Raw genomic sequence first — 11,767 nt, forward strand, 5'->3', positions numbered from 1 at the left:
AATTTAGTACAGCACTACGCAAAGGATTAATCATGACGCATCCCGTTTCAGGTATGTCCGATCGCCCTCCGGGGACAGGCGAACCTCCGCTCACGACCCAGCAGCGCACCGCGCTTGAGCGGCTCATTACGCGCCTGGTGGCGTTAACATCGCAGCAAAGTGCGGAAGTGTGGGCCTGCGTAAAGCACGATCTGAGCCTGAAAAACGACGCCCCGCTGTTGGCAAGCCATTTTGCGGCCGCCGAACACAGCCTGAACCAGCGCTTAATCCTTGCCCAACAGAATCACCACCGCCGGCAAATCCTGGCGCAGCTGAGCGAACTGCTGAACCAGGGTAATAATCGTCAGGCGGTCAGCGATTATATTCGTCAGCATGACGGTCAAACCGCGCTGCATGCGCTCACCCAGCCGCAGCTGGAGAACGTTTTGCAACTGCTGCAAAGCGGCCAGCTCTCGATTCCTCAGCCGCAGCAGCGTCCGCCAACCCATCGTCCACTGCTGCCAGCGGAGCACAATACGCTCAATCAACAGGTGACCAAACTGGCAGCAGCTACCGGGGAGTCCAGCAAGCTCATCTGGCAGTCGATGCTGGAGCTAAGCGGCGTCAAAAGCGGGGAACTGATCCCGGCGACCCACTTTACTCCCCTCTCTTACTGGCTCCATGCGCGGCAAACGCTCAGCACGCAGGCTACGCCGACGCTGATGTCATTGCAGGCCGCCTTGAAGCAGCCGCTTGAAGCCGCGGAGTGGCAAAGAGTGATGGATTTTGCGCAAACCAGCTGGCACGCAACGGCGCAAACGCCGCTAAGCGCAGCCCAGCTGCTGACGCTGCTGAACAAAATTTTCGTGCTCAGGGTCGCCAGAGCGCAAGAGACGCTGGCGATCCCGCCGGTTCAGGCGCCGCCTTCATCGCCGTGGCTGGCGTTTAAAAAGCCCTGGGCTATCGCGTTGACGCTGCTCACGGTGCTTATTTTGCTGTGGTTGGTGATTTAACCGCCTGTTCGGCCCGTATACCGGGCCGAACAAAAGGCCTATTTACGCAGCGATACCAGCGTAATGAGGATCCCCAGCACGGCGCATATTGCCGCCGCCAGGAAGACGGAAGAATAGCCTAAAGAAGTCGCAAGCAATCCGGTAAGCGGGCCGGTGACGCCGTAGGAGATATCCTGAAACGCGGCGTAGCCGCCAAGCGCCGTTCCTCGAACCTGCGGCGGTACCCGCTTCACAACCTCTACGCCCAGCGCCGGGAAGATAAGCGAGCAACCGCAGCCGGTTAGCGCCGCGCCCGCCAGCGCGACCCAGGCATTGGGCGCCTGCCAGAGCAGCGCCAGGCCTACCGCCTCAATCAACAGCGAAACGATGGCCACTTTCACCCCACCGAAGCGGTCCGGCATCCAACCAAACAGCACGCGCATCAGCACAAATGCTCCACCAAACGCTGTTAAGGTAAAACCGGCCATCGCCCAGCCGTTGCTGGCGAAATAGAGGGAGACGAACGTGCCTATCACCGCGAAACCGACGCCCTGCAGTCCAAGACCAATACCGGGCCGCCAGATCATTCCCACCACGCTCCACAGCGACGGACGCTCGCCGCCGAGGGCGGGAATTTTACGCACCGTGCCGTTAATCGCCCACGCCACCAGCGGCAGCACCATGGTGACGCCGGCCAGCGCTGCAACGCCGTAATGGCTGTAGATCAGCAGCCCCAGCGGAGCTCCTGCCGCCAGCGAGCCGTATATCGCCATGCCGTTCCACGACATCACTTTACCTGAGCGCATCGGGCCCACCAGCCCCATTCCCCAGCTTAAATTGCCGGTGAGCAGCTGGCTTTCACCAAACCCCAGGATCAGACGGCCCAGCAACAGCAGGCCAAACTTCGCCATTACGGGGACCGGCAGCAGCGCGGCGCATAGCCAGGCACCTCCAGCCAGCGCACAGGCCAGCATCCCCTGTAGCACAGAGCGTTTCGCGCCGTACTGGTCCGCCAGGCGACCTGCATAGCCGCGGGTTAATACGGTCGCCAGAAACTGGATACCAACGGCGATACCAACCATGGTGTTGCCGAAGCCCAGTTCCTGATGAACGAACAAGGGGATAACCGGCAGCGGCAGGCCAACGGTCATATAGGTAAGAAAAACGGCGAAAGTGATCCGAAACAGCGAACCATTCGCTGAAGGCATTTTTTTTGTTTCAGTGACTGCGGACATGCTTTACTCCAGTTCGCAGAGTAAGGCGAGGTGATGGCCACGCCCTCTCCACCTGATTATCAGGTTTAAGGCGCGTTGGATGACGTTAAACGCTTACGCATTATCTGAGAGAATAATGTTGTGGCAGGAGTTTGCCTTTACACCCAGGGGTCTGTCAAGAATACAAAAAAGGGGAGCCGGCAGGCTCCCCTTGCAAAGCGTGCTCGTTATGCGCTGTATTTACGCATCACCAGCGTGGCGTTAGTACCGCCAAAGCCGAAGCTGTTAGACATTACGGTAGTCAGCGCACGCTCGGTCGGCTCGGTCACAATGTTCAGACCAGCTGCCTGTTCGTCCATCTCTTCAATGTTGATGCTCGGGGCAATAAAGCCGTGTTCCAGCATCAGCAGAGAGTAGATAGCCTCCTGTACGCCAGCGGCGCCCAGGGAGTGACCGGTCATCGCTTTGGTCGCGGAGATAGCCGGGCTGTTATCGCCGAAGACTTCGCGAATCGCCCCCAGCTCTTTCACATCGCCTACCGGCGTAGAGGTACCGTGGGAGTTCAGATAGTCAATCGGCGTATCTACGCCTTCCATCGCCATCTTCATGCAGCGAACCGCACCTTCACCGGACGGGGCAACCATATCTGCGCCATCGGAAGTTGCGCCGTAGCCAACGATTTCAGCATAGATGTGCGCGCCGCGCGCCAGAGCATGTTCCAGCTCTTCAACCACAACCATACCGCCGCCGCCAGCAATAACGAAACCATCACGGTGGGTATCATAAGTACGGGAAGCTTTATCCGGCGTTTCGTTATATTTGGTGGACAGCGCGCCCATCGCGTCGAACTCACACGCCATCTCCCAGCACAGCTCTTCGCCGCCACCGGCAAACACGATATCCTGTTTGCCCAGCTGGATTTGTTCCACAGCATTACCGATGCAGTGCGCAGACGTTGCGCAGGCGGAGCTGATAGAGTAGTTCACACCGTAAATTTTGAAAGGTGTTGCAAGGCAAGCGGAGACCGCGGATGCCATCGCCTTGGTCACCACATAAGGACCTACAGCTTTCAGGCCGCGTGGGCTGCGCATGGCATCAGCGCCAAAAACCTGAGACTTAGAAGAACCGCCAGAACCGGCAATCAGGCCCACGCGCGGGTTTTGCTGATAGACCTCATCTTTCAGGCCTGCATCTTCAATCGCCTGCTGCATGGAGAGATAGGAATAGATAGAGGCATCGTTCATGAAACGAACCACTTTACGGTCGATCAAACCGGTTGTATCCAGTTTAACGTTGCCCCATACGTGGCTGCGCATTCCCGAATCTTTAAACTCTTCAGAGAAAGTGATCCCGGAGCGTCCTTCACGCAGAGATGCCAGGACTTCCTGCTGGTTATTACCAATACTGGAAACGATGCCCAGGCCAGTAATCACTGCACGTTTCATTCAATACCTCTGTAAGTCGCACTATATTAAGTTTCGAGTCGCACAATAGCGTACACTTGTACGCCGAACAAGTCCGATCAGCCAATTTGTGTATAAATTTGCGCCCTCAGGCACACATCGTTAAGATCGTTCTACGCCTTGTGATTCGAGTAACTTACGTGAAACAAAACGCCATACAACCTGCCAACCTGGAATTCAACGCTGAGGGTACACCTGTTTCCCGAGATTTCGACGATGTCTACTTTTCCAATGACAACGGTCTGGAAGAGACGCGCTACGTTTTCCTCGACGGCAACCGGCTCAACGAACGTTTTTCAACACACTCACGTCCGTTATTTGTGGTTGCCGAAAGCGGGTTCGGTACCGGCCTTAACTTTCTGACGCTGTGGCAGGCGTTTGACGTTTTTCGCCGCGATAACCCTCAGGCTACCCTGCAAAGATTACACTTCATCAGTTTCGAAAAATTCCCGCTGCGCGCGGACGATCTGCGCCTCGCTCACCAGCACTGGCCGGAGCTTGCGCCCTGGGCCGAGCAGCTGCAGGCCCGTTGGCCGCTGCCGTTTGCCGGCTGTCATCGACTGCTGCTGGACGAGGGCCGCGTCACGCTGGATTTATGGTTTGGCGATATTAACCAACTGACCAACGAGTTGGACGACTCGCTCAATCAGCAGGTGGACGCCTGGTTTCTGGATGGCTTTGCGCCCGCCAAAAACCCGGACATGTGGACGGCGGAACTCTTTGCGGCAATGGCTCGCCTGGCGAGACCCGGCGGCACTCTGGCCACCTTTACCTCCGCAGGTTTTGTGCGCCGCGGGCTGGAGGAAGCCGGTTTCAGCATGCAGAAACGCAAGGGCTTTGGCCGCAAGCGAGAAATGCTCATCGGGGAAATGAATCAACGACTCAACTTTCCCGCGCGTGCGCCGTGGTTTGCCCGCAGCGGCACCGAACAGCGCGATGCGGCGATTGTTGGCGGAGGGATCGCCAGCGCCCTGCTCGCTCTGGCGCTGCTGCGGCGCGGGTGGCAGATGACACTATACTGCGCCGATGACGCTCCGGCACAAGGCGCATCCGGCAATCGTCAGGGAGCGCTCTATCCGCTGCTCAGCCAGCACGACCCCGCCCTGGCCCGCTTTTTCCCCGCTGCATTTACTTTCGCTCGCCGCCTCTACGACGATCTGCCGGTCATGTTCGATCATGACTGGTGCGGGGTGACGCAGCTGGGCTGGGATGAAAAAAGCGCGCATAAAATTGCCCAGATGGTTGAGCTTAATCTGCCGCCGGAAATCGCTCTCCCCGTTAATGCGCAGAGCGCTGCGGAACAAGCAGGAGTGGAAACCGGCTGCGGAGGAATAACCTATCCCGCCGGAGGCTGGCTGTGCCCCCAGCAGTTAACCGCAGAACTGTTGGCGCTCGCCGCCACTCGCGGATTACGGGTTCACTACCGCTATCCCGTAGAGACTATCAGCGCGGACAATACCGGCTGGCAATTAAACGATCGTCAGTTTCATGAAGTCGTGGTGCTGGCCAATGGCCATCAGGTAACCCGCTTCAGCCAGACGGAGCATCTTCCGATGTATCCCGTCGCCGGCCAGGTCAGCCATATACCAACAACGCCAGGGCTATCGTCTTTACGCCAGGTGCTGTGCTACAACGGCTACCTGACGCCGCAAAACCCGCACAACCAGCAGCACTGCATCGGCGCCAGCTATCATCGTGGACAGACGGATACCGCGTTTAGCGCCGACGATCAGCAGCAGAATCGACAGCGTCTGATAGACTGTTTCCCGCAGGCGCAATGGACGCGGGAGGTTGACGTAAGCGCGAATGAGTCCCGCAGCGGCGTGCGCTGTGCGACGCGCGATCATTTGCCGATGGTCGGCAGCGTGCCTGATTATGACGCGACCTTAAGTGAATATGCCTCGCTGGCTGAACATCAGGATAAGGCCGGAGCAGCGCCGGTTTACCGCAATCTTTATATGCTGGGAGCGCTGGGTTCGCGCGGCCTCTGCTCCGCCCCGCTCGCGGCAGAGATCCTCGCGGCGCAAATGAGCAATGAGCCATTACCGATGGATCAAGAGACGCTAGCTGCGCTGAATCCGAACCGGCTATGGGTAAGAAAACTGCTGAAAGGGAGAGCGGTGAAATAATAGCGGAGGAACCGTGCCCGGCGGGATGAACGCCGGGCGTCGGCTTAAGGAAGCGCTACAGAACTACGCCTGCATCGCCTTCTGATACAAACTGTCCCACATTCCCTGCACCAGTATCTGATCCGGCGGCGACAGTTCGCCCGCGCTGATGGCTTTTTCCAGGCTTTGGGTCACTTTATCATGCACCGCCTGCGCAGTATGCTCCCCTTCTCTTTCCAGCTCGGCCACCGCCAGCGTCAGGTGGCCGCGCAGATAACCGCCGGCAAACAGTTCATCATCACTGGCGTGGTCTACCATATTGTCAATTAACGCCAGAATGCGTGATTCAAACTCCGCGATCATCTTCTTTCCTCATATTATGTAAAGCGCGGCCTTAGTGCAGGTCTTCCGGCCACGGGAACTGTTCTGCCGTCAAAGGCGGCGTTTGGTAATATTCTTGCAGCGCCTTGATAAAACGCGCGGGACGCTCAGGGATCCCTTGCTCCAGATAGATCATGACCTGGGCATGTACCCGCCGCTGAAAAGCGATCCGATCGGGTTCAAAATCCCCTTCCAGATTGTCGCAGCTGACGTTAAACGGATATCCCGCCGCCACGCAAAACAGCCAGTCGAACGCCTGAGGTTTCACCTCGACGTCTTCAAATTTTGACTGTGTCATCGCGTCGCGCCCGTCCGGGCAGTACCAGTAACCGAAATCAACCAGCTCGCGGCGCGCCTTTCCGGCAATGCACCAGTGTGAAATCTCGTGCAGCGCGCTGGCATAAAAGCCGTGGGCAAAGACGATGCGGTTATAGGGCACCTCTTCATCTGCTGGAAGATAGATCGGTTCGTCATCGCCTTTAATCAGACGGGTATTAAAATCATCGGCAAAACAGCCGTCGAAGATTTCGATCAGCTGTTCGTATTTATGCGTACTGTTCATTAGTTCATCCCCAACCAGCGGAGGATCTCCTGTCCATGGCTATCATAAAGAAGTTTCGCGCTCATCACCGCCGACACCACAACGATCATTGGCCGAATCAGTGACTGTCCTTTGCTCAGCACCAGTCGAGATCCCGCGCGAGCGCCGATAAACTGCCCGGCCATCATCACAAAGCCGGTCGCCCAAATCACCTTACCGCCAATAATAAACAGCAGCAGGCCGCCAACGTTGGACGTCGCGTTAAGCAATTTTGCATGCGCGGTCGATTTCGCCAGATTGAACCCCGCCAGGGTGACGAAAGCCAGCGCGTAAAAGGATCCGGCGCCCGGGCCAAAGAAACCATCGTAAAAACCGACGCAGCCGCCAGCCACCAGGGCAAACGGCAGACCGTACAGACGTCGCTGCCGGTCCTCTTCGCCGAGTTTCGGCATCAGCAGAAAATAGAGGCCAATGCCGATAACCAGGATTGGCAGTATCTGTTTGAGAACATCAGACTGGACGTGCTGGACCAGCAGCGCGCCGCCGGTCGAGCCGAGAAAGGTCATCAGAATATTGAGCTTCTGGTCGGCCAGATTCACTACCTTGCGGCGGATGAAATAAAGCGAAGCGGACAGCGACCCGCCGCAGGCCTGCAGCTTATTCGTTGCCAGCGCCTGCGCTGGAGGAAGACCCGCCGCCATCAGGGCCGGGACGGTTAATAGCCCGCCGCCGCCCGCCAGGGAGTCAATAAATCCCGCCAGAATGGCCACGAAAAACAGCACCACCATTACCGTCGGCGATACCATAAAAAGATCGATAAAACTATCCATTAAAGAACATGCTCATCCAGTAGCGCCTGGCAGGAAGGGGGCAGCGGAGGCGGCGTCTTCTTCACAGGTGGGGTTGATCCTGGTTTAGGGGGTTCAAACCAGCTTTGTAATTCCGCACCGCAGCCATCGCCGGCCGGAGGCGGAGCCTGATCTTCGCACTCAAGGCTGCCTGCCGGACAGCGCAGGCGCACGTGCATATGCGCCCGGTGCTGGAACCATGGGCGAACTTTGCGTAGCCAGTCGCGATCGTTACCGGCATCCAGGCACAACTGCTGCTTAATTGCCGGGTTGACGAAAATACGCGTGACGTCGCTATCTTCCGCCGCCATCTTAATCAACTGGCTAATTTGCGGGCTCCACAACGACGGCACGACGCGCTGACCATCGCGGGCCACCAGATCCAGCGCCTGCGGCTTCAGCAGCTGAGCTGAACTCCAGCGCGCCTGCGGAAGCTGCAGAAAAATATCGACGTCAAGCCCGGACTGATGGCTGGCATGACCGCCGTTGAAACGCCCCCCGGCTGGCATCCCCATATCGCCAATCAGTACCGTTCCCATACCTCTGTTATACGCCTGGTTGCTTAGACGCTGAATAAACTGCACGAGATCCGGATGGCCGAAGTAGCGGCGCTGATCGGTACGCATCACCTGATAGCCGGTGGCGTTTAACGGCAGCGCCTGCGCGCCAACGATGCAGCCATTGGCAAATGCACCGATCGACTGCGGGCTGCCGCTGATGGGCTGGGTGATTTTCTGCCACGGCGTTGCCGCCAGGCTGGTACCGCTGGCGAGAAGCGCCAGCAGTGCGATAACGGTTTTTTTCATCTATTACCAGCGTGGAATTGATGTCGTCACGTCGCCATTTTGCGCGCGCTGACGCATAAAGTGATCCATAAGCACGATCGCCAGCATCGCTTCGGCAATCGGTACCGCACGAATGCCAACGCAGGGATCGTGACGCCCTTTGGTGATCATCTCGACTTCTTCGCCAGAGCGATTAATCGTATGTCCCGGAACGGTAATACTGGAGGTAGGCTTCAGCGCAATGTTCGCCACGATCTGCTGACCGCTACTGATACCACCGAGAATGCCGCCCGCGTGGTTGCTCTGGAAACCCGCTTTGGTAATTTCATCGCGGTTTTCGCTGCCGCGAAGCTTCACCACCTCAAAACCATCGCCAATTTCCACGCCCTTCACCGCATTAATGCTCATCAGCGCGTGCGCAATGTCCGCATCGAGGCGGTCAAATACCGGCTCACCGAGCCCCGGCGGAACGCCATCGGCCACCACGGTTACTTTCGCTCCGATGGAGTCGCCCTCTTTTTTCAGGCCGCGCATCAGTTCATCGAGCGCTTCAATTTTCTCTGGATCCGGACAGAAGAACGGGTTTTGTTCAACCTGTTCCCAATCTTTGATAGCCAGAGGAATATCCCCCATCTGGGTCAGGCAGCCGCGAATCACAATCCCGAATTTCGCGGCGAGGAATTTCTTGGCAATCGCTCCGGCAGCCACGCGCATAGCGGTTTCACGGGCAGAGGAACGACCGCCGCCGCGATAGTCGCGCAGGCCATATTTCTGTTCGTAGGTGTAGTCAGCGTGCCCCGGGCGGAAAACGTCTTTAATCGCGCCGTAATCCTGAGAACGCTGATCGGTATTCTCAATCAGCAGACCAATGCTGGTCCCGGTAGTCACCCCCTCGAATACGCCGGAGAGGATTTTAACCTGGTCCGGTTCGCGGCGCTGGGTAGTATAGCGCGATGTTCCCGGACGTCGGCGATCGAGATCGTGCTGCAGATCGGCTTCGGTTAGCGGAATGCCGGGCGGTACGCCGTCGACGATACAGCCCAGCGCCAGGCCGTGCGATTCGCCAAACGTCGTGACGCGAAAGAGTTGTCCAATTGTGTTTCCTGCCATCACGGCTCCGTTCTTGTCGTTATGTTTGCGTGTTGTTTTAGTCTTTATAGATGCCGAAATGCGCGCGGGCGGCAATCAGCTGCGGTTTAGTCAGCATAAAGACGCCATCGCCGCCGTTTTCAAACTCCAGCCAGGTAAATGGAACGTCAGGATACTGTTCCATCAGATGTACCATGCTGTTGCCGACTTCACAAATCAGGATACCGTCATCGCTGAGATAATCCGGCGCGCAGGCCAGGATCCGCCGAGTTAGCTTCAGGCCATCGCTACCGGACGCCAGGCCGAGAACCGGTTCATGACGATATTCACCCGGCAGGTCGGACATATCTTCTTCATCGACGTACGGCGGATTAGTGACGATCAGATCGTATTGCACCTTCGGCAGGTCGCGGAACAGATCGGAGCGAATTGGCGTCACGTGGTGAATTAAGCCATGGTCTTCTACGTTCTGCTCGGTAACGGCCAGCGCATCAGGGGAAATATCGACCGCATCGACTTCCGCTTCCGGAAAAGCGTAAGCGCAGGCGATAGCGATACAGCCGCTGCCGGTGCACATATCGAGGATGTGCTGCGGATAGTGGTCAATCAGGCCGGAAAAATGGTTATTAATGAGTTCGCCAATCGGCGAGCGCGGCACCAGCACGCGCTCATCGACGTAAAACTCATGTCCGCAGAACCAGGCTTTGTTGGTCAGATAAGCGACCGGAATGCGTTCGTTAATGCGGCGAATCACGCGCTCAACGATGCGGTGTTTCTCACTGGAAGTCAGGCGCGCGGTGCGCATATCTTCCGGAATATCGAGCGGCAGATACAGCGACGGCATCACCAGCTGCACCGCTTCGTCCCACGGGTTGTCGGTACCGTGTCCGTACCAGATATTTGCAGCGCTGAAGCGACTAACCGCCCAACGCAGCATGTCCTGAATGGTATGAAGCTCATTAACGGCTTCATCAACAAAAATTTTATCCACGCTATCCCCCAGGGCACGCTCTGCTATAAATTCGGCGGCTAGTTTGCCACGAAGACGGGGATAAATCAGCATTCTTACGTCACGCTGAGGGGGAAAAAGAGGTTTTCCTTGCCTGGATGCGTGGCGAGTCGGGTAAACTACCGGCAAAGAAAAAATGAGACCAGGTAATGAAAAAGAAAACAACGCTAAGCGAGGAGGATCAGGCATTGTTCCGGCAGCTAATGACCGGCACTCGTCAGATTAAGCAGGACACCATTGTTCACCGTCCGCAGCGCAAAAAAATCGCTGAAGTACCGCCCAAGCGGCTGCTCCAGGAGCAGGCCGATAACAGCCACTACTTTTCTGATGAGTTTCAGCCGTTGCTGAATACCGAAGGATCGGTGAAGTATGTGCGTGCGGACGTCAGCCACTTTGAGCTGAAAAAACTGCGTCGGGGTGATTATTCGCCGGAGCTGTTTCTCGATCTGCACGGTTTGACCCAGCAGCAGGCCAAGCAGGAGCTGGGGGCGTTGATTGCCGCCTGCCGTCGCGAGCACGTATTTTGCGCCTGCGTAATGCACGGGCATGGTAAGCATATTCTCAAACAGCAAACGCCGCTATGGCTGGCTCAGCACCCGCATATCATGGCGTTTCATCAGGCACCAAAAGAGTACGGCGGTGACGCCGCACTGCTGGTACTGATTGAAGTAGAAGAGTGGCAACCGCCGGAGCTTCCGTAAAACGTCGGCTCCGGAGGAAATCAGATAGCTTTCGCCATCTTCAAATTGCAGGGGCTCATTTGCCAGTTGAACTCGCCTTTGCCGCTGGCATCAAGCGTAACGCAGGCAATCGCCGAAGTGGTGAACATCGGGGGAGTTTCCCCCGGGCACAGCTCTGAGACGAGGTACCCCACCAGAGGGAGGTGGGACACGACCAGCGCCGTCGCCACACCTTCATTCGCCAGCGCCTGGAGATAAGCGCTGACCATGCCAACATCGCCGCACGGCGTGAGTTCCGGCATCACGTCGACATCTTTTGGCAGATTCATGCACTCCCCAACGATTTCCAGCGTCTGTTCTGCACGCAGGTAGGGACTGACAAGAACTCGCTCAATATCCACTTTTTGACCTTTCAGCCAGGTTGCCATCTGACGAGACTCATCGCAACCGCAGACGGTTAATGGACGAACCGAGTCACTGGCTGCATCGAGGGCAGCGTCGCCGTGACGCATGATAAAAACTTGCATATTGCACCGCTTTTGTTAACCAGAAGCACCGCGGTCTTACCCACGTAGACGATACGCAGGTGACCCGGTGGCCGGGCATTGTGCCTGATCCATTCAACGAATGAAACGCTGTTTTTTACCTCAATGGCGTAAGTATAGTCAACTATCGCTT

At 57.1% G+C, this 11,767-nt stretch carries 12 protein-coding genes; 3 read left to right on the forward strand and 9 right to left on the reverse strand.

All coding sequences use genetic code 11. From position 1 onward, the window contains the following. The first annotated feature begins 32 nt into the window (after nt 1-32). Nucleotides 33-992 carry a flagella biosynthesis regulator Flk gene (flk, locus tag ABLV12_RS14380; protein ID WP_064396455.1) on the forward strand — a complete coding sequence of 320 codons (960 nt, stop codon included), beginning with the start codon at nt 33-35 and terminating at the stop codon, nt 990-992. A gap of 38 nt (nt 993-1,030) precedes the next feature. Here flk and ABLV12_RS14385 read toward each other — a convergent pair whose 3' ends face one another. Both ABLV12_RS14385 and fabB read right to left on the reverse strand, forming a co-directional pair. Then, entirely contained in the window at nt 1,031-2,206 is a 1,176-nt protein-coding gene (locus ABLV12_RS14385) for an MFS transporter (protein WP_016808404.1), read from the reverse strand. Nucleotides 2,207-2,412: 206 nt separating this feature from the next. After that, nucleotides 2,413-3,630, reverse strand: coding sequence for a beta-ketoacyl-ACP synthase I (gene fabB / locus ABLV12_RS14390; protein ID WP_004104161.1), 1,218 nt, complete (start codon nt 3,628-3,630; stop codon nt 2,413-2,415). A 158-nt stretch (nt 3,631-3,788) separates the two neighbouring features. On the opposite strand from fabB, the gene mnmC reads away from it, so the two are divergent. Beyond that, a complete protein-coding gene (gene mnmC / locus ABLV12_RS14395; RefSeq protein ID WP_348867121.1) occupies nt 3,789-5,777 on the forward strand; it encodes a bifunctional tRNA (5-methylaminomethyl-2-thiouridine)(34)-methyltransferase MnmD/FAD-dependent 5-carboxymethylaminomethyl-2-thiouridine(34) oxidoreductase MnmC in 1,989 nt (662 codons plus the stop codon). Nucleotides 5,778-5,840: 63 nt separating this feature from the next. Here mnmC and ABLV12_RS14400 read toward each other — a convergent pair whose 3' ends face one another. From ABLV12_RS14400 to prmB, 6 genes are read right to left on the reverse strand one after another with little or no spacing between them, the layout of a single operon-like run. Beyond that, nucleotides 5,841-6,119: a YfcL family protein gene (locus ABLV12_RS14400; protein WP_348867122.1), complete on the reverse strand. Its 279-nt coding sequence runs from the start codon at nt 6,117-6,119 to the stop codon at nt 5,841-5,843. 31 nt (nt 6,120-6,150) lie between these two features. Next, on the reverse strand, nt 6,151-6,699 hold the full coding sequence (locus ABLV12_RS14405) for an elongation factor P hydroxylase (protein ID WP_016808406.1): 549 nt from the start codon (nt 6,697-6,699) through the stop codon (nt 6,151-6,153). After that, a complete protein-coding gene (locus tag ABLV12_RS14410; protein WP_004104169.1) occupies nt 6,699-7,508 on the reverse strand; it encodes a sulfite exporter TauE/SafE family protein in 810 nt (269 codons plus the stop codon). Before ABLV12_RS14410 ends, ABLV12_RS14405 begins: the two co-directional genes overlap by 1 nt. Further along, the gene (gene mepA / locus ABLV12_RS14415; RefSeq protein WP_004104171.1) at nt 7,508-8,332 is read right to left on the reverse strand and encodes a penicillin-insensitive murein endopeptidase; all 825 of its coding nucleotides are present in this window, start codon (nt 8,330-8,332) and stop codon (nt 7,508-7,510) included. Before mepA ends, ABLV12_RS14410 begins: the two co-directional genes overlap by 1 nt. Before the next feature lie 3 nt (nt 8,333-8,335). Beyond that, complete coding sequence (gene aroC / locus ABLV12_RS14420; RefSeq protein WP_004104176.1) at nt 8,336-9,421, reverse strand: chorismate synthase; 1,086 nt, start codon at nt 9,419-9,421, stop codon at nt 8,336-8,338. A 37-nt stretch (nt 9,422-9,458) separates the two neighbouring features. Beyond that, nucleotides 9,459-10,391 (reverse strand): 50S ribosomal protein L3 N(5)-glutamine methyltransferase, encoded by a 933-nt coding sequence (gene prmB, locus ABLV12_RS14425; RefSeq protein ID WP_024274529.1) that lies wholly within the window; start codon nt 10,389-10,391, stop codon nt 9,459-9,461. Between the two features lie 167 nt (nt 10,392-10,558). Here prmB and smrB point away from each other — a divergent pair, with 167 nt between their 5' ends. Further along, nucleotides 10,559-11,110 (forward strand): endonuclease SmrB, encoded by a 552-nt coding sequence (smrB, locus tag ABLV12_RS14430; protein ID WP_004104178.1) that lies wholly within the window; start codon nt 10,559-10,561, stop codon nt 11,108-11,110. 20 nt (nt 11,111-11,130) lie between these two features. Here smrB and sixA read toward each other — a convergent pair whose 3' ends face one another. Further along, the gene (sixA, locus tag ABLV12_RS14435; RefSeq protein ID WP_014230284.1) at nt 11,131-11,616 is read right to left on the reverse strand and encodes a phosphohistidine phosphatase SixA; all 486 of its coding nucleotides are present in this window, start codon (nt 11,614-11,616) and stop codon (nt 11,131-11,133) included. Nucleotides 11,617-11,767: the final 151 nt, after the last annotated feature.

Origin of the sequence: Klebsiella sp. CN_Kp100 (genome assembly GCF_040065315.1) — a bacterium.
Lineage (GTDB): Bacteria > Pseudomonadota > Gammaproteobacteria > Enterobacterales > Enterobacteriaceae > Klebsiella > Klebsiella oxytoca.

Coding starts and splice junctions, on each gene's coding strand:
- ABLV12_RS14410 (WP_004104169.1), bottom strand. CDS start 7,508: ATGGATAGTTTTATCGATCTTTTTATGGTATCGCCGACGGTAATGGTG.
- ABLV12_RS14400 (WP_348867122.1), bottom strand. CDS start 6,119: ATGATCGCGGAGTTTGAATCACGCATTCTGGCGTTAATTGACAATATG.
- ABLV12_RS14385 (WP_016808404.1), bottom strand. CDS start 2,206: ATGTCCGCAGTCACTGAAACAAAAAAAATGCCTTCAGCGAATGGTTCG.
- ABLV12_RS14405 (WP_016808406.1), bottom strand. CDS start 6,699: ATGAACAGTACGCATAAATACGAACAGCTGATCGAAATCTTCGACGGC.
- smrB (WP_004104178.1), top strand. CDS start 10,559: ATGAAAAAGAAAACAACGCTAAGCGAGGAGGATCAGGCATTGTTCCGG.
- flk (WP_064396455.1), top strand. CDS start 33: ATGACGCATCCCGTTTCAGGTATGTCCGATCGCCCTCCGGGGACAGGC.
- mepA (WP_004104171.1), bottom strand. CDS start 8,332: ATGAAAAAAACCGTTATCGCACTGCTGGCGCTTCTCGCCAGCGGTACC.
- aroC (WP_004104176.1), bottom strand. CDS start 9,421: ATGGCAGGAAACACAATTGGACAACTCTTTCGCGTCACGACGTTTGGC.
- sixA (WP_014230284.1), bottom strand. CDS start 11,616: ATGCAAGTTTTTATCATGCGTCACGGCGACGCTGCCCTCGATGCAGCC.
- fabB (WP_004104161.1), bottom strand. CDS start 3,630: ATGAAACGTGCAGTGATTACTGGCCTGGGCATCGTTTCCAGTATTGGT.